Consider the following 23,604-nt stretch of genomic DNA (forward strand, 5'->3'; position numbering starts at 1 on the left):
TAAAGTAAGTTGGCGCATTATTGATTGGACATTTAGCGGGCGGGCTGGTGTACTTCTAAGTTCGATAAGCTCTAGAATTATCAGTTGCTATGTTTCTAAAAATCGATTTTCGCAAGTGAAAAAAATTATTATAAGGCGATGGGTAAATATACTTTTGGGGTAAGCTGTATTTTGATATGCAAACAAAATTCGGAACATTAAAACTTGCCATATTGGCATCTGGATGGTCAATCGCAATCCCTGTAGGTATTTACGAAAGTTTAATGGGCGCCTTAAATGAAGAGTGCTTTATAGTATATGCGGATTGTAAGTCAAAAACATAAGGTTATGTTTAATAGAGTCCATGTCTTTGCCAACTTTAATTGATGAAGTAAGTGTTTGGTTTGGCCGACTGCATAGTTGCCTAGCTTGTATTGGTGTTTATTTGTGGTGGATTAATTACCAGTATCAATAGGCTCTAATTAAATATCAACCATTATATTGATAATGTATGGCGAACACTGTAGTGAATGAGGAATATCAAGTACGGTTACTCAAGAACTCTCCGTTCTCAGATCTGGAGGATGCAAGGCTCACACCCGTGCAGCGCTATCCTCGCTATGGTTGGCGCATAGGTCGAAGCCTCTCGGAATTAATTTGCAGAGTTAGCTATCTAAAAAATAATCCTGATGTAGTACGAAGTAACCAGAATCCTCATGATTCGTCACCAGTCTATGGAGATAGCCCGGTGGGGCTTAGATTAACAAGCCATCAAAAAAAATAAGTTTAATAACCAAGAGAAAACTAGCTGTTGGAGAAGAATGAACGAGCTTGGTTGCTATCGTAGCGCATCAAGACATCATAATACTGAGTTTTTGATATTGAGCCACAATGGTGAGAGTGCTCATGGGCGCTATTCTCCATTGTATGCTGACATTTGGTCTTCTGGAATAGGTAGTGTGATAGTAGATTCTGGTGACCCATATATGCATGGTGATGAATCTCGCTATAAGTGGTTTAGGGCAAGTAGTGGCCATTATTCATTGTCTTATGGTATGAAAAACTCACTAGACTTGGGGGGTATTTCTACCTCAGTTGGAAGTGATAGGAGTCACCTTCAGGGCCTAGCGCGCTTTAGTTTTTCTACGCATGCTAGAAGCGTAATTGCAGAGGATAAAAGCATAGTCTTTAATGAAGCAGTATCCTGTATAAAACGACGAAAAATATATAATAATTTCTCTTCTAACTTAGAAGTTGTAAGCCTTGACAGTTATCTTTTAAAGCCGGTTTTCTCTAGCTGTAGCCTGCACTTAAAGGAAGATACCCCCCTAAAATACGGTGATTTTGGCAATCACCTAGAGGAAACACCGAGGTGTACTGGCCACTCTAAAACTGTAGCTGCTCAATCACTTGCATTTTCTCTAGGTGTGGGGCTGACCAGCTGTTCAATGCGTATATTCGAGTAATAAGTAAATTTTTGTCGTAGGTTTATTAGAGGGGCAGCAGATGAGGTTTGTAGATCGAAAGGATGTTAAACCTGACAGCTTCGGAGGTTTAGGGAGGGGCGCACTTGATGTTTTTATTTATTTCGAAGAGAGGCAGTTTTCTGAAATAACAAAGGAGGCCACTGCAGGTGATCGTATAACTTCACCCTCGGTTTTTGGTGGCGATAGTGATTATTGTAATCAGAGTTGTTTTATTTGCCCTCATAATTTTTTGTACTTTAAAAGTGGTGCAGCAGGATTCTGGGTGATTCAGCATCTTGTTTTTTGTGACTCTATATATATTCCAGCTTTCGACTTGGTCGTATGTGGAAATAGTTCCAAGTCAAAAGCTAAAAAAATTTTTGAAAGTTCCTTGATGAATCTATCCATTGGCGATAAAGGCTGCTTTAATGGAATATTGAATGGGTACCGTAGGCCATATCATTACTTTTATGACAAACTCTTTCCAACACTCAGCTTGATTCATGAGTTGGAGGAGGTTAAGTATCGAAATATTTCTGGTTCTTTTATCGAGCTGGATGAGGTTTCGACATCATTTGTTCGATGCGAGCAAGCTGAAGAGTCTGGCTTTTATTTGATGCCGTCAAAATCTCTTTATACCCGATCACCCAGAAGTTTCTTCGAAACTTTGAAATATTCATTGGTTAAGTCCAGGACTGATGGTGAGGGGGAGCTTAGCAGGTTTGATAGGGTGTTTTGGTTTGGGTTGAGTCTTGAAAAGCGTAAGTTCATAGAAAGAGAGACTGTAATATGTGGTGTTATAGACTACCTCTCCTGTAAGTATAAAAATCCCCTCTTTGTTTTTGATGGGCTTACTCGTGTACCTTCAGAGGGTCGTGAAAAATTTGTAGCCTCAAAGTGCTCTAGTGAATTGAGCTGCTTTAATTCTATAGTATCAAATTTTCCAGAGAGTAATGTTCTTAATTTGATTGGAGCCACAGCCAAAGAGAAGGTAGTTGTTGCTTCAAGCGTAGATTTCTATTTCTCAAGTTACTTAACGGATTCTATATGGTGCTCTGCCATAGGGGCGTGTCCAGGCATTGCTTATCGCCCTAAATTAGCTTTCGGTAGAGGAAGTTTTCTTCACCCTCTCACCCATGAAGTACCCAAAAAAATGGTGTCTGATGTCGGGGAGATATCTACGGACGATTGGGATCGACAAGATATCAGTATAGATTCAAGTTATTTGATCAGCGCGTTGAAAAATAGTATTGATTTGACTTTAACTTTAAATGATTGGCTCTCAAGTTTGAAAAAAACAGTTGAGAATGGCGCAGGTACGTATGAGAGCCCTCTATTTGATGTTCCATTTATCAGCAATAAAAAATTATCCTTTAGATTGGATGATTACTCGAAAAACATTAAAAGTTTAATTTTAAGACTTAAGGACTGTAAGGGAGTTGCAGTGTTAGATAGGGAGGTGAAGGGAAGTTTTTCTGTGGATGTGCCTGAAAATGTTGGTTTCCTTGATATGAAACTTTTGATAAATAGGTCTAGCAATTGGAGGCCAAAAGTTTCTGCATCAATGATGCTATAAGTTTTTATCTTCATCTCTCGAGTGTTTCAAGGTTTTTCATTTTAAGCTTATATAAGGCCTAGATTATGAAATTTTTAGATTGCACCATGCGAGATGGTGGTTATTACAACTGCTGGGATTTTTCTAGAGATCTTATCCTCAATTACATCGAGGCCGTCGAGGCCGCAGGTGTGGATATCGTGGAATTGGGGTTGCGCACACTGAAAAGCAAAGGTTTTCAAGGTCCCTGTGCGTTTACTACTGATGATTTTATTAGAAGCTTAGATATTCCGGCAGGCTTGGACGTCGGTGTCATGGTTAACGGCATTGAGCTGATTGGGGATTTCCCGCAGCAAGAGGTGCTGCAGCATTTATTCCCTGTGCCTGCAGATCAATCCCCAGTGGGCTTAGTGCGTATTGCTTGCCATGTGCATGAATTTACCGAGGCACTGCCGGCAGTGGGCTGGTTAAAAGAGCGGGGTTATCAGGTCGGTTTTAATTTAATGCAAGTAGCCGACCGAACCCAGCAAGAGGTAAAGGGCCTAGCTCGAGAAGCGGCAAAGTATCCTCTGGATGTACTCTACTTTGCGGATAGTATGGGTAGCATGAACCCGGATCAAGTGACGCAGCTCATCCACTGGTTCCGCAGTGAGTGGAACGGTGAGATGGGTATTCATACTCACGACAATCTTGGTCTGGCTCTCTCCAATACTTTACGTGCATTGGATGAAGGTGTGACTTGGGTGGATTCTACAGTGACAGGCATGGGACGCGGGCCGGGGAACGCGCGTACAGAAGAATTGGCCATTGAAATTTCTGAGAGGGGCCGTAAGCCTTCGAATATGGTACCGTTGATGGCGCTACTTCGTAAGCATTTTAAGCCCATGCAGGTCCACTACGGTTGGGGCACCAACCCCTACTATTACTTGGCAGGTAAGTACGGTATTCATCCTACCTACATCCAGGAAATGCTCAGTGACTCTCGCTTCGATGACGAAGACGTCTTGGCAGTTATCGAGCATCTGCGCTTGAAAGGTGGCAAAAAGTTCAGTCTGAATACCTTGGATGCTGCGAGACATTTCTTCCGTGGTGAACCAAAAGGACAATGGTCGCCGTTTGAGCATTTTACGGGGCGTGATGTGTTGTTGCTCGGCACTGGGCCCGGTGTCGCACGCCATCGGCAGGCGCTTGAACGTTATATCAGTGATCAAAAGCCATTGGTATTGGCATTGAACACACAAAACGCTATTGATGCTGAATTGATAGATTTACGCGTGGCTTGTCACCCATTACGTTTGTTGGCGGACTGTGGGGCACATACGCAATTGCCGCAGCCTTTGATCACACCTTACTCGATGCTGCCGGAAGATGTACAGAGGTTACTTGCGGACAAAGAGGTGCTGGACTTCGGCATAAATGTGCAGGCAGGTTTATTTGAGTTTGGAGATACTCACTGCACTGCGCCTTCATCGCTCGTCGTTGCCTATGCGTTAGCTGTGGCAACCAGTGGCAATGCTAAACAGGTCTTAATGGCTGGTTTTGATGGGTTTGCTGCGGATGACCCACGTAATATTGAGATGGAAAAGCTATTGGTTGCTTATGGAGACGCAGAAGGCGCAGCCCCTATTAAGGCTGTCACGCCAACGCGTTATAACATTAATGTTGCCAGTGTTTATGCACTCTAACCTGTGCACTATTCCGCGCAAATTGATTCGTAGGAAATTACATGGCATTGATTGATATCATGCAGAATAGAGTGGCTGTCGGGATGTTTAGCAAGACTACTGATAGTGCATTTGTCGAGGCAGCAGGACTATCTGGCCTGGATTTCATTATTTTAGATACGGAGCATGGCCCTGTTAGCCTGGAGAACCTTCAGCATCATATTAGAGCAGCACGCCTGACGTCGATGCAACCTATCGTGAGAGTCAAGGGCGTTGATGCTCACGCTATTGGGAATGCGCTTGATGCTGGTGCTGCTGGAGTGCAGGTGCCCAATATTAATACGGCGGACCAAGCACACGCAGCAGTAGCCGCTGCGCGTTTCTATCCCCACGGTAGCCGTGGTGTATGTCGTTTTGTTCGAGCAGCTCAGTTCGGTAGTCAAGATAAAGCCAATTACTTTGCGCAAGGTAACCAGGCAGTTGTAGTGTTGCAGGTGGAGGGGATTGAAGGCGTCCGGAATTTAGATGAGATTCTCGACGTGCCCAACTTCGATGTTCTCTTTATTGGCCCATATGATCTCTCGCAGTCAGTAGGGAAACCTGGTGATGTAGATGCGCCAGAGGTCTTATATTTAATGCGAGAGATTGCCCAAAAGACGAAGGAGAAAGGTGTTCTACTGGGCGCTTTCAGTGATTCTCTCGATAATGTCAAAATCTTGCGTCAGCAGGGCTTTCACTATATAGCGTACTCCGTTGATGTAAACGTTTATCTCGAGGCCTGTATAGGTGTGAAAGAAATGATCGGATGAATGAATTTACTGGTATTTCTGTGGTTATACCTGTGCGGGAAGGCAGTAGCCGCTTAAAGAAAAAATTTTTTCTTCCCTATCATGAGAAGCTAAATCTTGTTGAGTGGAAAATAGATCAATTAAAACGATTGCAAAGTGGAAATCGTATATTTTTAAGTTCTAATTCTATCCATGTAAAGGCCATTGCAGATAATATGGGCGTTGAGTTTATTCCTCCCAAAAGCTATCTTAGCACTGGGCATGATGCGTCGCTTAGCGAGGTAATCAAGGGAGTTATCAATGATTTGCCTACGGAACACTTTGCCTGGGTAACGGTTGTCTTACCGTTAATGAAGCCCTCAGAGTATCGCGAGGCTTTTCAGTTTTATCTTTCTAAGGTTGTAGAAAATAAGATACATGATAGTTTGGTGTCTGTTAATTTACTGAAGGAATACTTCTGGAGTGATGAGGGTCCATTGAATTATCGTGCAGATAGGCATCAAACCATCAGTAAAGAATTACCTAATATCTATCGAGTTACCAACGGCTTATACATGCGCAATAAAGAGGCTACCTTGGCTGAAGGTTACTTTCTTGGTTCAAAGCCTTTTATGTACCAGGTCAGTAAAATTTCCAGTGTGGATATTGACGGGTATGAGGGCTATCAAATTTCACTGGCAATGAAAGAGTTTTACGATGAACTTTGATATATCCGCCTACGAAACTTTGGTTTTTGACTGTGATGGTGTGGTGTTGCATTCAAATTCTGTCAAAACTCAAGCCTTTTATCAAGCCGTCTTGCCTTATGGGAAGGCTGCGGCAGAGTCCATGGTGGACTATCATCTGGCAAATGGTGGTGTATCACGGTATAAAAAGTTTGCCTATTTTTTTGAATACATTCTGCCTGAGCTGGCATTGCGTTGTTCTGGGCCGGGCCTTGACGTTTTACTGAAAACGTACGCTGAAGAAGTTCGTCAAGGCCTTTTGAGCTGCGATATCGTCAGCGGCCTTGCTCAGTTACGTAAGAAAACGATCAACGCCCGATGGCTTATTGTTTCTGGCGGGGATCAGGAAGAGTTGCGCAATGTGTTTTCCCAGCGAGGATTGGAAGGGCTATTTGATGGGGGTATTTTTGGAAGTCCGCATACCAAGGATGAAATTCTTTCTCGTGAATTGGCAAATGGGAATATCTTAAAGCCTGCACTTTTTTTGGGGGATAGTAAGTACGACTACCAGGCAGCCAGTGGCGCAGGGTTGGACTTTGTTTTCTTGAGTGGCTGGAGTGAGGTCGCTGACTGGCAGCGGTGGGTAACGCATAACAAGATTAACGTTCAAGAAGCAATTAACGATTTCGTGAGAATTTAATTGCTGCGTTTTCTGTGACGATTTGATTTATTTATTCCTGTATTTTTTTATCTTGATATAAGTAGCAAGTGAGTTGACATGCATGTCTTAATAATTGCAGGTGGGGCTGGCTCTCGGTTGTGGCCTGTCTCGCGTGAGGCAAATCCCAAGCCTCTCGTCAAGATGGAAGATGAGTTCTCCTTACTTTAGAACATCTACTTGCGTGGAAATGCCACTGGCACGGTTGAAAGTCTTACAATCGTGACTAACCGCGAGTTGTTCTTCCGCACAGAGAGTGGGAATAGGGAGCTGTCACCTTTTATCCCGCTTCGTTACTTGCTCGAGCCCTTCGGTTGCAACACTGCGCCGGCGGTATGTGCCGCTGATATGGAGTTGCAGCAGCGTTATGGCGATGACGCTAGAAACTGTTTTATAACTTGAATTGGCTCACGATTGCTGGACTTTTTTCTATGTAATTGCGTTAGAATAGTCGATTTCAAGTTATGAAACAGCTTCTAAGCAGCTTTATTACATTGGTTTTCGTGGTGAATGAATCCTTGAAAGTCTGGCCCTTGTACTTATTTGTGTTGCCTTTGTATGGCGTATATAACCTGAAAAATGAAGGAAGCTGCGTATTTTCTGTGGGAAGATCCGCAAATGTGAACCTATAGATTATCCAAGAAAAAAAGACGACTAGAATAGGGTGTGATATACGTCAGATTTGCCCAGTGGAATTGGGCGGTCCATATCTAAAAATTAAGGATAATCATTAGAACTATGAAAATACCAGCCCTGGTTCTTGCCTTCTTCTTTAGTCAGTATGTACAGGCGTCTTGTCAATTAGAGGAATATGAACGTTTTCTAAACACCCAGAGTTTGGTGATGTTGGAGGCGTCTGTGCAGTTGTTTGAAGAAGATAAAGATAAATTCAAAATAATAAAGCCGTTTGTGAAATTGGAAGTTAGAAATAACAAACTGAAAGTCTATATCGCCAAGAAACTCAGTGAGTTGAATCCCGAGGTGTTAAATCTAAAAGGGCCAATTGCAAACTATGTGCCGAGTGTGTCTGTTCAGATAATGCCGGATGGGTCAATACGGGATAAGGTTGACCTTGCTATGTCCAAGGATAAATTTTATAGAAGTGAAAAGTCGGCCATGAAGCCGATTGAAAAATTATACCTCTATCATGACGGCATGACGGAGCTTGAGAAAAAGCGCTTTCTCTCGGCCAGAAACTCCTTGAGTGCACACATGGAAACCAATGAGCAGTTTGAGTTTATGAAGCGGGCTTTCACTACTTCCCTGGCAAGTGTTTGTCCTTTGGATTGATAGAGTTCTGGAGTATGCGGTATGGATAAGGTGAAAATTTAACTTTTTATTTAAAGCCAGGTTTCTACTTAAAGGGGCACTAAATTGTCCCTTTTTTATATTTGTTAATTTTGTGCTGCGTTGTATATGTTGCCTGTAATAGAGGTGCTACTAGTAGTACTCTAGTTGTTATTTTATAAGTGGGAAGTTTAGAAGAACATGGAAGTTAATATTTATCAGGTAGATGCCTTTGCATCCAGAATTTTTTCTGGTAATCCGGCCGCGGTTTGTCCACTTGATGAGTGGCTCACAGATATACAAATGCAAAATATTGCTGCAGAAAATAACTTATCTGAAACGGCGTTTTTTGTTTCCGAGGGAGAGGGCTATAGACTGCGATGGTTTACACCTGAAGCTGAGGTGGATCTCTGTGGTCATGCCACCCTGGCGGCAGCCCATGTTTTGTTTAAACATTTATCGTACGCAAAGCCTGTTATCAACTTCGAAACTCGCAGTGGCTTGTTAAAAGTGGGGCTCTGCGAAGGCGGCTATAAAATGCGATTTCCTATCAGTATCCCTGCCCCAACGGAATGTCCATCAGGTTTGGCCGAGGCTTTAAGTGTGGTTCCTGTGAAAACTTTGGCTGCCTTTGACTATATCGTTGTGCTGGATAGCGAGACTCAACTAAAGAGCGTAAAGCCTAATTTCATGTTGCTGGCTGAGCTCGATTTGAGGGGTGTGATAATTACCGCACCGGGGGATCACTGTGATTTTGTCAGTCGCTGTTTTTTTCCCAAGCTGCGAGTCAATGAAGACCCCGTAACAGGATCTGCACATTGCGAGTTGGCACCCTATTGGAGTCAGGTTTTGGGTAAGTCATATCTCAATGCAATGCAGCTATCAAAGAGGCGCGGAGTACTCACCTGTGAGGTTGTAGGTGATGAGGTTATTCTAATCGGCCAAGCCGTTGACTATATGCGCGGTCAAATATCGTTTCAATAAACCTTTGTAAACATAAAGCCCCGGAACTCGGGGCTTTATTACTTTTATAAGGGCTTTACTACGGCAGGCTTATAGGAACCGCACAGGCGAGATAGATATCCAGCTTGTTATTGGTGAGCTCCAATCCGCCAAGAGTCAGGCGTACCTGGTTAAAGTCTGCCTGAGTATTTGCCAGTAACAGGCGGTGATTCTGGGCACCATTGACCTTAAATGGAGCCAACCTATAACCGCTGATGCTTTCACCTGTAGCAGTTCCGTCCAGATAGGTACTGATGGTAATACTGTTGAGGTAGATAAGATCCAGTACTGAGCTCGTATTTTCCACCAGGAAGCTAAGTAGGTAGCGACCACTTTTCACGTTACTGTGGTTGACCTGGATATAAGTGCTGCCTCCAGCGCCACTCGCAACTTCCATTCTGGCGGCATCGGAGAGTATTTCATTGCCTACTTTGGCTAATGAAACTACTGAGCAGCCATCGCAGGGAGCATTGATACCATGTTCCAGCTCTGTGCTAGCGCCATCCATTATTTCAAGCCCCTCGAAGGAAGTGCAGGAAAGGACAGTATCGTAGTCACAGGCGTCACCAATGCCGTCCTGATCAGAGTCTTCTCCATTCGGATTCCAGGTTTGAGGGCAGTTATCTGAGGTGTTTTCCACACCATCGTTATCTACGTCGAGGTCGCAGGCGTCTCCCTGTCCGTCTCCATCACTATCTGTTTGCGTTGGATTGGAAATAGCTGGGCAGTTATCTGCGCTGTCATCCAGGGTGTCATTATCGATATCACTATCGCAGGCGTCGCCGTTGCCATCTTCATCCCCGTCTTCCTGCTCCGGGTTTGGTACATGTGGGCAGTTGTCTAGGGTGTCCTCGATGCTATCTCCATCGACATCATTGTCACAATGATCACCGCTTCCGTCGCCGTCACTATCGCTTTGATCATTGGGAACGAAGGGACAGTTATCTTGTTCATTTGTCGTACCATCGCCATCCCGGTCATTGTCACAAATGTCTCCCAGGCCATCGTTGTCCTGGTCTGATTGATTCGGGTTCGCTACTGCGGGGCAATTGTCTACACCATCGTCGAAGCTATCGTTATCTGCATCGGTATTGGTATCGCAGGCATCCCCGACGCCGTCCCCATCATGATCCTCCTGAAGTGTGTTGGGGTTATGGGGACAATTGTCACTGCTATTTACGATGCCATCGTTTTCCAGATCGGGGTCGCAGGCGTCACCGAGGTAGTCGGCATCGCTATCCTTTTGGTGGGCATTGGGGTCGAAGCGACAGTTATCGATCAGGTCGATGATACCGTCGTTATCATCGTCGCTATCACAGATATCACCGAACTGGTCACTATCGTTATTGGCTTGGTCTCGATTGGGAATGGCAGGGCAGTTATCTTCTGTGTTGGCACTGCCGTCACCATCCTTATCGTTGTCACAGGCGTCACCAATACCGTCTCCGTCTCGGTCGAATTGGCTGGTATTGGCAATGTTTACACAGTTGTCGACATAGTCAGTAATTAAATCCCCGTCGATATCAGAGTTGTTATCACAGGCATCGCCGAAGCTGTCACCGTCGGTATCTACCTGGTCCTCATTGGCCACGAGGGGGCAATTGTCTGCATCGTTGTCTACCCCATCGCCATCCCGGTCGGAGTCACATAGGTCGCCTCTGCCATCTCTATCAGTGTCGGTTTGATCTGCATTGGCATCGACGGAACAATTATCGGCATGGTCTTCAATGCCATCCGCATCATCATCGCTATCGCATAGATCGCCCTTTCCATCGGAGTCGATATCACTTTGGTCGGTATTGGCGATAGCAGGACAATTATCAGCTTCATTATCAATGCCGTCGTTATCGAGGTCCGGATCGCAGACATTGCCTAATCCATCGTTGTCCTGATCCTCTTGTGCTGGGTTTGGTTTGCCAGGGCAGTTGTCACTGATATCTTCTATGCTATCACCGTCATCGTCGTTATCGCAGGCGTTGCCCGTGCCGTCGTTGTCGGTATCCACTTGATCTCCGTTGGGCACTTGCGGGCAGTTGTCTACACCATCATCCAGGCCATCATTGTCGGTATCACTGTCGCTATCACATAGATCGCCAATGCCGTCATTGTCTTGATCGGTTTGGTCTGGGTTGGAGACGGTGGGGCAGTTATCGAGGCTATTGGTGAAGTCATCGCCATCGAGGTCGTTATCGCAGCTGTCACCGACACCATCGCCATCCATGTCACTCTGTTCATGGTTGGCGTTTGCAGGACAGTTATCCGCATCGTTGACTACTTCATCACCATCGAGATCTTCATCGCAGGCATTGCCAACTTTATCGCCGTCACTATCTGCCTGATCGATGTTGGCGATTTGTGGACAGTTATCTTCTAAGTCCAGGTGATTATCACTGTCATCATCGTTGTCACAGGCATCACCGCTACCGTCGCTGTCGAGGTCATCTTGGGAGGGATTACTGATGCTGGGGCAGTTATCGTCGGAATTGCGAACGCCATCTCCATCACTGTCTGTCACATTGGAGCCCGGGGGGAAGTTATCGGCGGCTCGGGCTTTTCCTTTGTCCGATCCGCAGGCACTCAATAGCAGTAGCGAAAGAAAAAATACAATTAACGATATTTTTGACATGCTTTGAAATCTCTGGAAACAAATACTTTTTTGTTATCTGTTGGGGAAGAACTGTCATTTGCTACGAGAAAATAGAAGTGAAAATAAGTGCCCACTTCTTGAAGGTTGCTTCCCTATAGATGTAATTTGTGGAGTAAATACCTGATTTTTATTTCTTATCAGAATAGATGAGCCACCGAATTTCGATGTGGGTAAATATGTGTGATTTCTCTGAATAAAGGTGATTATTGAAAAAATAATGGCAGTTTATTTTTTTAGTTTTTCTTGTTGGCGGTGAGGGAAGTGAAAATTCCCGAACATTTGTGCTGAGAAATTTTCAGCTTGTTGCCGGTGTGTATTTTTGATGGGGCTAAGTAGAGAGACGTTGATGGTTTTGAAAATTTCTTGTGAGTTGTAAAGAGTAATCAGGTGCGTAAATTAATCTGGCAACCGGATATAGTCATTGCCGCGACAAACGTTGGTTATGTGAATGTATTTCTCATGATAACGAAGGCTTGAGTCTTGTTGTGACTATCGGGTCTAATGGTTTTTGGGTCAGTTCCGTTTTTGACTAGTTTCCAAGGCAGCGTGGAAATACACTGGAAGTCAGATTCGGGAGGGCAAATGAAAATTGATGCGGCAATTTGTTCCAGTGCGCGGCTTGCCCGCGATCGGCGTTTTGATGGGCGTTTTTTTACGGCGGTGAAGACCACAGGTATCTTTTGTCGACCCATCTGCCCCGCGCGGCCTCCGCTGGAGCGCAATGTCACTTATTTTGAGACTGCGGCGGAGGCGGCCAATGCGGGCTTTAGGCCCTGCCTGCGCTGTCGCCCCGATTCTGCGCCGGGTAGTCCAGCCTGGGGATTGGTATCGACCACCGTGCAGCGCGCTTTAAAACTGATGCGCAGTGAGCGCGAGCCTCAGTCTGTGGAGCGACTGGCAGAGCGTCTCGGGGTCAGCAGCCGCTATTTGCGCCGTCTGTTCTCTGAGCACTTGGGGGTAAGCCCCTTAGCGGTTTGGCAAACCGAGCGAGCACTGTTTGCTTTTCGTTTACTGCGGGATACGGACCTGCCTATTGCTGAAATTGCCTATGAGTCAGGTTTTAACAGCTTGAGACGCTTTAACGGCGTATTCAAACAGATCTATCAACGCACTCCATCCGAGGTGCGCAGGGAGGGGCACGCAGTGCGCGTGGAGAAGGCGAGTGCCACACGGGTACGGTTGTACCTGGATTACCGCCCGCCGTTAGATTGGCAGCAACTCCTGGCTTTTTTGGGAACTCGCGCTTTGGCGGGGGTAGAGCAGGTGGAGGGGGAGGTCTATTCACGCAGTTTCGAACTGGATGCTTGTCGCGGCGTGATGGAGGTCTCCCACGACCCGGAACGAAATCGCCTGGTAGTGGAGGTTTTTGGTCAGGAAGGTGGGGCAGGGTTATATCTGCTGAACCAGCGCCTGCGCCGGCTGTTTGATCTGGATGCGGATATTGAGGAGATCCAGACAGTATTAAACGAAGATCCATTGCTGGCAGATCAGTTGGCGAAGAATCCGGGCCTGCGCTTGCCCGGTGCCTGGGACCCATTCGAATATGCACTGCGGGCGATTCTCGGTCAGCAGATCAGTGTCGCGGCGGCGACCACTATTGCCGGACGTATAGTGGCCCGCTACGGGGAGTCGTTTGTAGACGATGCTGGCAGAGAGCGGTTTTTATTCCCAACGGCCGAGCGTCTCGCTGAGGCGGACTTTGCGGATCTGGGTTTGACCCGGGCTCGGATGAAAACCCTACAGGAGTTTGTTGCCGCAACTTTGGATGGCCGTGTGAGTTTTGCCGATCAGTCCCTGGAGGATTGGTGCAGCCAGGCCACAGCACTGCCGGGTATTGGCGATTGGACGGCGCATTATATCGCTATGCGTGGCCTGTCGATGCCGGACGCTTTCCCCGCGTCGGATTTGGGTATTCTACAAGCCTTGGGCAGTGATGGTGAAAAGGCAAAACCCAAGCAGGTCCTGGAGCGGGCAGAGCAGTGGCGGCCTTGGCGGGCATATGGAGCCATTTTGTTGTGGCAGTCCCTGAAATCTGGAGAGAAAAAATGATTGTCTATGAGAGTTACACCACGGAATTGGGGGATGTTGCCATCGCGGCCTGCGAGCAGGAGGGAGAGGGGCTCTCCCGAGGCGCCAGAGGTATAGTTGCACTCCAGTTTTATGATGATGAACGACCATTGCGTTTGGGGGGCGGTTGGCAGCGGGGCGCCTCGGAGCTGACGGATTTGGCCGCCCAGCAGTTGCGGGAATATATCGCCGGCCAGCGCAAAAGCTTTGATCTGCCCCTGGCGCCAAAGGGTACTGAATTCCAGCGCCGGGTTTGGGGTGCGCTGTTGCAAATTCCCTTTGGCGAAACCCGCAGTTACAGCCAGCAAGCCCAGTGGTTGGGCCAGCCACGGGCTATTCGCGCGGTGGCGCGGGCCAATGGTGCGAACCCGATTGCCATCGTTATTCCCTGCCATCGTGTAATCGGTGCCAATGGCAGCCTTACCGGCTACGCCGGCGGTCTGTCTTTGAAAGCGCGCTTGCTCACCCTTGAGGGTGCTAACTTTGTCCAGCAGGGCGAGCTGCTCTAGCGGGTAATATTGGGAAAAGCGCAATCATCTCTCCCTAGCCACGGCCTCATTGGCGCGAGATAATAAGCGGTTCATCATCATATCGAGCCGGAGGCCAAATGCTGTACAGATTGGGGGATAAACAGCCACAACTGGAAGGTGAGGGCCACTATATTGCGCCCGGTGCCCATGTGATTGGAGATGTGCGTATGCTTGCGCACAGCTCCGTATGGTTTAACGCGGTGGTGCGCGGCGACTGTGCGCCGATCACTATCGGTGAATACAGCAACGTACAGGATGGCTCGGTACTGCATGCCGATGTGGGTGTGCCATTAACCATCGGCACCGGTGTCACCGTAGGCCATAAAGTGATGCTGCACGGCTGTGATATTGGTGATTACAGCCTGATTGGTATCAATGCCGTGATCTTAAACCGGGCCAAAATCGGCAAGTGCTGTATCATTGGCGCCAATGCGCTGGTGACCGAGGGCACAGAAATTCCCGATTACTCTATGGTGCTGGGCTCTCCCGGCAAGGTAGTAAAATCTCTCGATCCCGCCACCTACGAGCTGCTCAAAGCCAGCAGCGATCACTATGCGGCCAACGGCAAACATTTCGCCAGTGAACTGGTCCCGCTTGAGGCTAAAGATGTCTGAACAACCGGTAAAAACCGTGGAGCCGAAAGAGCGCCCGGTGAAATCCCCCTGTATCTCCGTATGTGCCCTGAATGAGCAGGACCTGTGCGAGGGCTGTTTTCGCAGTGGTAACGAAATCAGCCGCTGGGGCTCCATGAACAATGATGAGCGCCGTGCAGTGTTAAAGCTTTGCACCGAGCGCGCGCGGCAAATGGGCCGAATCTGGTAAACAATCGATAGCGCTTTGTCGGGGCCGGGCCTCGCAGGGCCCGGAACTAAATGCGACTATGACCCAACCCTTTGTCCACCTAAGAATTCACTCAGAATTTTCCCTGATCGATGGCCTGGTAAGAATCAAGCCGGCCATTGCCCGCGCCCAGGAGCTGGAAATGCCAGCCCTGGCGATTACCGACCAGTGCAACCTCTACGGGCAGATTAAATTTTACCGGGCCTGTTTGGGTTCCGGTATCAAGCCGATTACCGCAGCGGATTTTTGGCTCAGCGAAGGCGGCGAAGGCAAGCCTACGCTGATCACGCTCTATGCGATGAACGCCGACGGCTACCGCAATATTACCGAGCTGATTTCCCGCGCCTGGATGGAGGGGCAGTACCACGGTAACGCCTATATCAAGCGCGAATGGGTTAAGGAGTACAGCGAAGGGGTGCTGATGCTGTCCGGTGCCAAGTACGGCGATGTGGGCCGTGCACTGGTGGCGGGGCGCCACGCCCAGGCGGAGGAGCTGGCACGGGAGTGGGCGGAGTTATTCCCCGGCCGCTATTACCTGGAGTTACAGCGCACCGGTCGCGCCGGCGATGAAGACTACCTGCACTCGGCAGTGGATTTGGCGCAGGCATTAAATTTGCCAGTGGTGGCCACCAACGATGTGCGCTTTATGGAGGAGAGCGAGTTTGAGGCCCACGAGGTGCGCGTGTGTATTCACGAAGGTCGCGCCCTCGATGACCCTCGCCGCGAGCGCCGTTATTCCGCCGAACAGTATTTCCGCACGCCGGAAGAGATGTGGGAACTGTTTGGCGATATCCCCGAAGCCCTGCAAAACACCGTGGAGATTGCCAAGCGTTGTTCGGCGCCAATCCAGCTGGGTAAATACTTCCTGCCGGAATACCCGATTCCCGAGGGTATGACCGAAGACCAGTTCTTCGAAAAGGTCTCTTACGAGGGTATGGAGCGGCGCCTCGCCACCATCCTCGACAAATCCGCTGCGGACTATGCCGAGCGCCGCCAGGTCTACGAAGACCGGCTGCGCTTTGAGCTGGATATCATTATCCAGATGGGATTCCCCGGTTACTTCCTGATCGTAATGGACTTTATCCAGTGGGCCAAAGACCACGATATACCGGTGGGCCCGGGGCGGGGTTCCGGTGCCGGCTCCCTGGTGGCTTACTCGCTGGACATTACCGATCTGGACCCGCTGCAATACGATCTGCTGTTCGAACGATTCCTGAACCCGGAGCGGGTGTCGATGCCCGACTTCGATATCGACTTCTGTATGGAGAAGCGCGACCGGGTAATTGGCTACGTTGCGGATAACTATGGCCGCCAGGCGGTGAGCCAGATTATTACCTTCGGAACCATGGCCGCGAAGGCGGTGGTGCGGGACGTGGCGCGGGTACAGGGCAAGTCCTACGGCCTCGCCGACAAGCTGTCCAAAATGATTCCCCCCGATGTGGGCATGACCCTGCAAAAGGCCTTCGACCAGGAAGAGATCCTGCGGGAATTCCTCGACCACGATGATGAGGGCCAGGAAATCTGGGAAATGGCCCTGCAGCTCGAAGGGGTCTCCCGTAACGTGGGCAAGCACGCCGGTGGTGTGGTTATCGCCCCCACCAAGCTTACCGACTTTGCGCCGCTTTACTGTGACGAGACTGGCGCGGGTCTGGTAACCCAGTTCGATAAAAACGATGTGGAAGATGCGGGCCTGGTGAAGTTCGACTTCCTCGGCCTGCGGACGCTGACCATCATCGACTGGGCCAAGCGCATGGTGGATGAGACCCGCGCGCGTGAGGGTGAGGAGCCCCTGGATATTGCCGCGCTGCCGCTGGACGATGAAGAAACCTTCAAAATGCTCAAACGGGCAGAGACCACGGCGGTATTCCAGCTGGAATCCCGGGGTATGAAGGACCTGATCAAGCGCCTACAGCCGGACAACCTGGAAGATATGATCGCCCTGGTGGCCCTGTTCCGTCCGGGTCCGCTGCAATCGGGCATGGTTGATGACTTTATTAACCGTAAGCACGGTCGCGCCCAGGTGGCCTACCCGGATGCCAAATACCAGCATGAAAAACTGCAACCGATCCTGGAGCCCACTTACGGGGTTATTGTTTACCAGGAACAGGTTATGCAGATCGCCCAGGAGTTGGCGGGCTATACCCTCGGTGGCGCCGACCTGTTGCGCCGGGCGATGGGTAAAAAGAAACCGGAGGAAATGGCCAAACAGAGGGCCACTTTTGAAAACGGGGCAAAAGAGCAAGGAATTGACCCCGAACTTGCGATTAAGATCTTCGACCTGGTAGAGAAGTTCGCAGGCTATGGTTTTAACAAATCGCACTCTGCGGCTTACGCACTGGTGTCATACCAGACCGCTTGGCTGAAAGCGCACTATCCCGCCCAGTTTATGGCGGCGACCATGTCTTCGGATATGGATAAGACCGATAAGGTGGTGACCTTTATCGAAGAGTGCCGAGCCATGGAGCTGGTGCTGGTGCCGCCGGATGTGAATCTGGGTAGCTTCCAGTTCTCGGTGGATATCGATAACCGCATTATTTACGGTCTCGGTGCCATCAAGGGCCTGGGTGAGGGGCCGATTGAAAATATTATTGCGGCGCGGGAAGAGGGCGGTCCCTTTACCGATCTGTTCGATTTCTGCTCGCGTGTCGATCCGCGCAAGGTGAATAAGCGCGCACTGGAGGCGCTGGTGCGCTCTGGTGCCTTCGACAGCATTGGACCGGATACTGGCGGCAGTGATGGCTTGGATTATTCCCGCGCGGTGCTGTTTAACGCGCTGGATGAAGCGGTGAAGGCGGCGGAACAGCAAAAGGCTAATGCCAATGCAGGCATGATGGATTTGTTCGGTGAGGTGGTGCCCCAATCTTCCGATGGTGATGTGTACGAGGACTTCCGTCGCACTCGCTGCTGGAGTATTCGCGAGCGCTTGGAGGGTGAGAAAAACACCCTGGGTCTGTATCTCACCGGCCACCCCATTGACGAATATGCCGGTGAGTTACAACACCTGGTGAAGGCGCGAATCGCCGACTTAAAACCTGGCCGCGAAGCGCAAAAAGTGGCGGGCCTGGTGGTTGCCATGCGGGTGATGAAGACCAAGCGTGGCGATTCCATGGCTATTGTTACCCTGGATGATCGCAGCGGCCGTATTGAGGCGGCCATGTTCAGCGAGGCATTTGGCGAACACCGCGACAAGCTGGCTAAGGATGCGCTGCTGGTACTCGAAGGCCCCGTGGCCAATGACGATTACAGCGGCGGTCTGAAAATGACCGTGAATGGGGTTTCCACCCTGGATGAGCTGCGTCAGAGCCGGGTGACCGGTGTGCGCCTGCAAGTCGATACCGGTGTTGTGGCCCCTGGATTAGCCAAGCGTCTGGCCTCGTGTTTGCAGCCCTATACCGGTGGCCAGTGCGGGGTCAGTCTGGAAGTGTTGCGCCACGATGCGCGAGGTCTCTACCGCCTGCCTCCACAGTGGAATGTGGAGCCGAATGATCAGATGGTTCAGTCCCTGCGGGAGTTGCTGGGGCGTGAGCGGGTGGCACTTCAATACGCTGAGCGGCGTTAAAGTCCACTGGGCTCGACTGGTCGGTTCTGTACAGTTAAGCTATGTCGCTGTGATTGCCCAGAGGCATGGAAAAGAGTTAAGGCGCAGATTTCATGAATTTCAACTTTCTCGAGTTTGAGCAGCCGATTGCAGAGCTGGAAAGCAAAATTAAAGAGTTGCAGCTGGTCGGGGACGACAATGAGCTGAATATCGCGGATGAAGTGACCCGGCTGCGGGATAAGAGCAGAACTCTGACCGAGTCCATCTACGCAGACCTGAGTCCCTGGCAAGTGGTCCAGGTGGCCAGGCACCCGCAGCGTCCATACTCCAAGGATTATATTGAGCGGCTATTCACCGATTGGGACGAGCTGCATGGCGATCGTCATTTTGGTGATGACAAGGCGATTATTACTGGGATCGCACGCTTGAATGGCAAACCGGTAGCCGTGATCGGTGAAGAGAAAGGGCGCTCTGTGAATGAGAAGGTTGCGCGTAACTTCGGTATGCCTAAGCCGGAGGGCTACCGCAAAGCTTTGCGCATTATGGAAATGGCCGAGCGCTTTAAAATGCCGGTGCTGACTTTGATCGATACTCCAGGGGCTTACCCCGGAATCGATAGTGAAGAGCGTGGCATCAGTGAGGCCATTGCCCAGAACCTGGCGGTGATGTCCCGTTTGCGCACGCCGATTATTTGTACCGTGATTGGTGAGGGTTCTTCCGGTGGTGCTCTGGCAATTGGTGTTGGTGATCAGCTCAATATGCTGCAGTACTCCACCTACTTTGTGATTTCTCCGGAGGGCTGCGCCAATATTATCTGGAAAACCGTAGAGAAGGCTCCACTGGCTGCCGAGGCTATGGGGGTGACTTCCAGTGTGTTGGAGGAGTTGGGTATTGTGGATGAAACCATCCCCGAGCCCCTCGGCGGTGCGCACCGAGATCCGGATGCCATGGCTGAGAGCCTGAAGGAGCGCCTCGGTGAACAACTGGAGCAGTTGAGTGCTATTCCTATTGATGAGTTGCTGGAAAAGCGCTACCAGCGTCTGATGAGCTACGGCAATATCGTTTCTTAATATTCTTAAAAAGGGCAGTCCCGATCATGGCGCTGCCCTTTTTTCTTGTTTTTTTGAGTCCAGTTTCCTTTTACGAGATCTGCTCTATATTTGGCGATTCCCCGTTTATTGGGTGGGTTATTCGTCTTCTGTTATTTGTTTGCCTCGCTAGTTGAGCGTGTCCAGGGCACTTTACACTGTCCCTACTGCCCCCATTTTTAGCCCCCCTTATCGAAAACCGCTGCGTCGTATCTGTGCCTCCATGGTAGAAAGCAAAAAGAATAACAAGTGTTTAAGTGCTGGCTTGCCATTTACGGTTTAGTTGCGGCAGAAGTTTCTGGAAATCAAATATGGCAATTTTGCAGAGGAATACGGCAACGGATGCTGTGCAGTTACAAGCTGGTGATCAAGCGGGACAAAAATTTGCGCTGGTAGCTTTGACCTCACTGTTTTTTATGTGGGGATTTATTACCTGTTTGAACGATATCCTGATTCCCTATCTCAAGGGGATTTTTGAGCTGAACTATGCCCAGGCGATGCTGGTGCAATTCTGTTTTTTTGGAGCTTATTTTTTGGTTTCCCTGCCGGCGGGTAGTCTGGTGAGTAAGATTGGTTACCAAAAAGGTATCGTCACCGGCCTCACTATCGCGGTATTGGGTTGCTTACTATTTATTCCTGCGGAGCGCATGGAGGTCTATGGGCTTTTCCTAGGGGCCCTGTTTATTCTCGCTTCCGGTATCACTATCTTACAGGTATCGGCAAACCCCTATGTTGCCGCCTTGGGAAATGAGCGCACGGCACCCAGCCGACTAACCTTGACCCAGGGCTTTAATGCACTAGGTACCACCGTAGCCCCACAATTCGGTGCATTATTAATTCTCCCAGCTGCGGGAGTTGCCGTCGGCGCAGTCAGTGCCTCAGTGATCGAAGTGCCCTACCTGATTCTGGCGGCTACCCTAGCCGTGTTGGCTCTGGTTTTTGCGTTTTTGAATCTGCCGTCTATTGTCAGCAATACTTCACAGACCCCATCGGAGATAGGTGAAGCTTCGGCCTGGAATTATCGCCATCTCGTATTAGGGGCGGTAGCGATTTTCGTTTATGTCGGTGCGGAAGTTTCTATCGGCAGCTTCCTGGTGAACTTTATTGCCGAAGACTCTATTGCTGGTCTCGAGGAATCCGAGGCAGCGTTCTATATCTCCCTCTACTGGGGTGGGGCCATGGTTGGGCGTTTTGCCGGTGCCTTGATTATGCGCTTTATTTCCGCGGGAAAAGTGCTGGCAATTTGTTCCCTGGGTTCCTGCCTACTTCTGCTTATCACTGTAGCTGGTAGCGGCTACCTGGCAATGTATGCTGTTTTGGCGGTGGGGCTGTGTAACTCCATTATGTTCCCAACAATTTTCAGTTTGGCTCTTGCGAGACTTGGCAAGGCGGCTAGTCAGGGTTCTGGTATCTTGTGCCTGGCTATAGTCGGTGGCGCTATAGTGCCGTTATTGCAGGGATTATTGGCGGACAAGGTGGGTATCCAGTTGGCATTTGTCCTGCCTATTTTCTGCTACCTCTATATTCTTTACTACGGTGCCATTGGTCACCGCCCAGAAAAACGCGCTTAATTTTTTTCTTCTCTTCTGAGCTCGTTTAGCCGGTATTTCCATGCCGGCTTTTTTTTGTAAAGAAAGGGGCTCTCTGTATTAACTGGATGGCGTGGATCAGATATTGCTTAGGTTGGTTATTTTGCTGGTATACCGGCGAGTCCCTGCCGGTATTGAGTGGCGTTGAAGGGCAAGCTGTTTAGGAGGCTTCTGAAGCTATGCGTCGGTTGGCTTCGAGAAATTCCTTGATCGGTAGGCGATAGTTACGGCTGACTTTGACTTTAGCGCCGCTCGTTAAGGTGAGAAAGTACTCTCCTTTAGTTAGTACTTTGATGTGTACGATATAGTTAAGATTCACCAGGGTGGAGCGGTGAATACGCTTGAAATTATCCGGGCACAACTGTTTTTGCAGGTCTTTGATGGTGCTGCGCATAACATGGGTTTCCCCTTTTACATGCACACACATGTAGTCACCGGCGGCATCTATCCACTCGATATCCTGCTGATTGACCATAGTAATACTGCCGCGATCCTTAATCGCCAGGCGATTGTTGATCACTGGGGTGCGAGTCTCAGAGGCTTGTCCCTTGGTTGAGCTCATTTCCTCAATAGAGCGCAGCAGCCGGTTTTTTTCTTCTTGGTGGATATCTTTTTTGCCGGCATGTGCCAATTGCAAGCGCTGGCGCGCGCGATCAAGGGCGGTTTCTAGGCGAGCGTTATCCAGGGGCTTTAAAACATAATCGACAGCGTGAACCTCAAAGGCTTTAAGGGCATATTCGTCGAAAGCGGTGGCGAATATTACCAGTGGCATGGTGTCGGCTTGTAGACGACTGACCACATCAAAGCCATTCATCCCGGGCATTTGCACATCCAGAACCAATAGGTCTGGACTGTATTCAGATACGGCTTGCAACGCCTCGCGCCCATTGCGGCAGCAGGCGGTAATTTCTATATCCGGGAATTCCTCAAACATGCTTTGCAGCAGGCGCAGGGCTAGGGGTTCGTCGTCCACCAGCACGACAGTGAGTTTGTTCATTGGACTTCTCCCTGTGTTTTATTGGTGGGGTGCGTGGATTTTTCCAGCGGTATATCGATTCGTATCGACATACCGCAATCAGGTTTTTCCTGTTGCTCTATACGGTAATTTTGTGGGTAGAGGCTGGAAAGTCGCTCCCGTACATTCTTCAGTCCAACACCGGTGGAACTTGCTTGGAAATTTCTCTCGCCGGCGCAGTCTTCGGAACAGCCTGAATCCTGTACCTCCAGCAGTAGGCGCTCACCGGTACTTTTCGCATGAATTCCGATGGTGCCTCCCATTTCATTGGGGGCGATAGCATATTTTACTGAATTCTCTACCAGTGGTTGTAGCAACATACTGGGCACCAGTGCTTGCCGGGCTGTATCAGCGACATTGAGATCTACAGCCAAACGGTCAGCAAAGCGGGTTTTTTCAATCTCCAGATAGAGGAGTGCTGCTTTGACTTCCTGTTCAAGTTCTACTTTTTGCATAGGGCTCTCTTTTAGGGAGAGGCGCAGGAAATCACTGAGTCGTACCACCATTTCGCGGGCCTCATCGGCCTGTTGAAAGCGAATTAGAGCATTAATGGAATTTAGTGTATTGAACAAAAAGTGGGGATTGAGCTGATAGCGCAACATTTTAAGCTGGGCCTCATTGGCGATAGCCTCTGCCTGGAGTCTACGAAGTTGCTCGCGCTCGTTGTCCGCGGCCACTTCAAGCATTTTTTTGTGTTCCCCTTGCAGCAGTATGTGGTATTTAACGCCACAGTAAAGTGCACTCCAAAAAAGAAAGACAAAGAGGGAGGCATAATACCAGCCGCCGAATTCAGACCAGATGGAGTGCTCCCCGCTCAAGCGGATATAGGCCTCCATGCGCATCAGGGTCCAGATGCCGGAAATCACCGCAACGGCGAGTAGATAGATAACTGTGCGAACGGCCAGTTCAGAGTCCCAGGCGATATCAAAAATGGGTCTTAGGAATACCGAGAGAACAAAAGCCACAGCACACTGGAAAATAGTATTTGCTGGCTCGAAGCTTGGCCACTCAGTGGGTGAATGCCAGAGAGTCAGGGAGAGGAATGTCACCAACAAAATGCCAATCCAGCTGACCAGCTGTAATTTCCAAAACCAGCGGGTCGAAGGAATTTCCGCAGTTGCATTCCAGTATTGACGGGTAGAGTACTGCATGATGTCCCGTATATT

At 49.2% G+C, this 23,604-nt stretch carries 19 protein-coding genes; 16 read left to right on the forward strand and 3 right to left on the reverse strand.

The annotated features are described in order from the left end of the window. Positions 1–800: 800 nt before the first annotated feature. The 9 genes from ACJJIO_RS15765 to ACJJIO_RS15805 all read left to right on the forward strand — a co-directional run bounded on the left by ACJJIO_RS15765 (position 801) and on the right by ACJJIO_RS15805 (position 9,106). The gene (locus tag ACJJIO_RS15765) at positions 801–1,445 is read left to right on the forward strand and encodes a hypothetical protein (protein WP_444909031.1); all 645 of its coding nucleotides are present in this window, start codon (positions 801–803) and stop codon (positions 1,443–1,445) included. 40 nt (positions 1,446–1,485) lie between these two features. Then, positions 1,486–3,021, forward strand: coding sequence for a hypothetical protein (locus ACJJIO_RS15770; protein ID WP_444909032.1), 1,536 nt, complete (start codon positions 1,486–1,488; stop codon positions 3,019–3,021). A gap of 65 nt (positions 3,022–3,086) precedes the next feature. Next, positions 3,087–4,685 carry an aldolase catalytic domain-containing protein gene (locus tag ACJJIO_RS15775; RefSeq protein WP_444909033.1) on the forward strand — a complete coding sequence of 533 codons (1,599 nt, stop codon included), beginning with the start codon at positions 3,087–3,089 and terminating at the stop codon, positions 4,683–4,685. A 41-nt stretch (positions 4,686–4,726) separates the two neighbouring features. Further along, the gene (locus ACJJIO_RS15780) at positions 4,727–5,473 is read left to right on the forward strand and encodes an HpcH/HpaI aldolase family protein (RefSeq protein ID WP_444909034.1); all 747 of its coding nucleotides are present in this window, start codon (positions 4,727–4,729) and stop codon (positions 5,471–5,473) included. Continuing rightward, complete coding sequence (locus tag ACJJIO_RS15785) at positions 5,470–6,159, forward strand: cytidylyltransferase domain-containing protein (RefSeq protein WP_444909035.1); 690 nt, start codon at positions 5,470–5,472, stop codon at positions 6,157–6,159. The genes ACJJIO_RS15780 and ACJJIO_RS15785 overlap by 4 nt, the downstream gene beginning before the upstream one ends. Next, positions 6,149–6,817, forward strand: coding sequence for an HAD family hydrolase (locus tag ACJJIO_RS15790; protein ID WP_444909036.1), 669 nt, complete (start codon positions 6,149–6,151; stop codon positions 6,815–6,817). The genes ACJJIO_RS15785 and ACJJIO_RS15790 overlap by 11 nt, the downstream gene beginning before the upstream one ends. 78 nt (positions 6,818–6,895) lie before the next feature. Further along, positions 6,896–7,006, forward strand: coding sequence for a sugar phosphate nucleotidyltransferase (locus tag ACJJIO_RS15795; RefSeq protein ID WP_444909037.1), 111 nt, complete (start codon positions 6,896–6,898; stop codon positions 7,004–7,006). Between the two features lie 567 nt (positions 7,007–7,573). Continuing rightward, on the forward strand, positions 7,574–8,125 hold the full coding sequence (locus ACJJIO_RS15800; protein WP_444885676.1) for a hypothetical protein: 552 nt from the start codon (positions 7,574–7,576) through the stop codon (positions 8,123–8,125). A 198-nt stretch (positions 8,126–8,323) separates the two neighbouring features. After that, positions 8,324–9,106: a PhzF family protein gene (locus tag ACJJIO_RS15805; protein ID WP_444909038.1), complete on the forward strand. Its 783-nt coding sequence runs from the start codon at positions 8,324–8,326 to the stop codon at positions 9,104–9,106. A gap of 58 nt (positions 9,107–9,164) precedes the next feature. Here the strand turns inward: ACJJIO_RS15805 and ACJJIO_RS15810 are convergent, their stop codons facing one another. Continuing rightward, positions 9,165–11,750, reverse strand: coding sequence for a thrombospondin type 3 repeat-containing protein (locus ACJJIO_RS15810; RefSeq protein WP_444909039.1), 2,586 nt, complete (start codon positions 11,748–11,750; stop codon positions 9,165–9,167). Between the two features lie 603 nt (positions 11,751–12,353). Between ACJJIO_RS15810 and ACJJIO_RS15815 the strand changes: the two genes are divergently transcribed. From ACJJIO_RS15815 to ACJJIO_RS15845, 7 genes are all read left to right on the forward strand, one after another. Continuing rightward, positions 12,354–13,820, forward strand: a complete 1,467-nt coding sequence (locus ACJJIO_RS15815; RefSeq protein WP_444909040.1) for an AlkA N-terminal domain-containing protein — start codon at positions 12,354–12,356, stop codon at positions 13,818–13,820. Beyond that, entirely contained in the window at positions 13,817–14,347 is a 531-nt protein-coding gene (locus ACJJIO_RS15820; RefSeq protein ID WP_444909041.1) for a methylated-DNA--[protein]-cysteine S-methyltransferase, read from the forward strand. Before ACJJIO_RS15815 ends, ACJJIO_RS15820 begins: the two co-directional genes overlap by 4 nt. Positions 14,348–14,445: 98 nt before the next feature. Continuing rightward, a complete protein-coding gene (locus ACJJIO_RS15825; RefSeq protein ID WP_252085074.1) occupies positions 14,446–14,982 on the forward strand; it encodes a gamma carbonic anhydrase family protein in 537 nt (178 codons plus the stop codon). Continuing rightward, on the forward strand, positions 14,975–15,190 hold the full coding sequence (locus ACJJIO_RS15830) for a DUF1289 domain-containing protein (protein WP_108732299.1): 216 nt from the start codon (positions 14,975–14,977) through the stop codon (positions 15,188–15,190). The genes ACJJIO_RS15825 and ACJJIO_RS15830 overlap by 8 nt, the downstream gene beginning before the upstream one ends. A 58-nt stretch (positions 15,191–15,248) precedes the next feature. After that, complete coding sequence (gene dnaE, locus ACJJIO_RS15835) at positions 15,249–18,767, forward strand: DNA polymerase III subunit alpha (RefSeq protein WP_444909042.1); 3,519 nt, start codon at positions 15,249–15,251, stop codon at positions 18,765–18,767. Between the two features lie 92 nt (positions 18,768–18,859). Then, positions 18,860–19,816, forward strand: coding sequence for an acetyl-CoA carboxylase carboxyltransferase subunit alpha (locus ACJJIO_RS15840; RefSeq protein ID WP_252085077.1), 957 nt, complete (start codon positions 18,860–18,862; stop codon positions 19,814–19,816). Positions 19,817–20,145: 329 nt separating this feature from the next. Beyond that, positions 20,146–21,405 carry a sugar MFS transporter gene (locus ACJJIO_RS15845; RefSeq protein WP_444909043.1) on the forward strand — a complete coding sequence of 420 codons (1,260 nt, stop codon included), beginning with the start codon at positions 20,146–20,148 and terminating at the stop codon, positions 21,403–21,405. A gap of 178 nt (positions 21,406–21,583) precedes the next feature. Here ACJJIO_RS15845 and ACJJIO_RS15850 read toward each other — a convergent pair whose 3' ends face one another. Further along, on the reverse strand, positions 21,584–22,420 hold the full coding sequence (locus tag ACJJIO_RS15850; protein WP_444909044.1) for a LytR/AlgR family response regulator transcription factor: 837 nt from the start codon (positions 22,418–22,420) through the stop codon (positions 21,584–21,586). Further along, positions 22,417–23,589 (reverse strand): sensor histidine kinase, encoded by a 1,173-nt coding sequence (locus ACJJIO_RS15855; RefSeq protein ID WP_444909045.1) that lies wholly within the window; start codon positions 23,587–23,589, stop codon positions 22,417–22,419. The genes ACJJIO_RS15850 and ACJJIO_RS15855 overlap by 4 nt, the downstream gene beginning before the upstream one ends. Positions 23,590–23,604 lie beyond the last annotated feature (15 nt).

The sequence above is a fragment of the Microbulbifer mixtoriginis (SeqCode) genome, assembly GCF_052467235.1.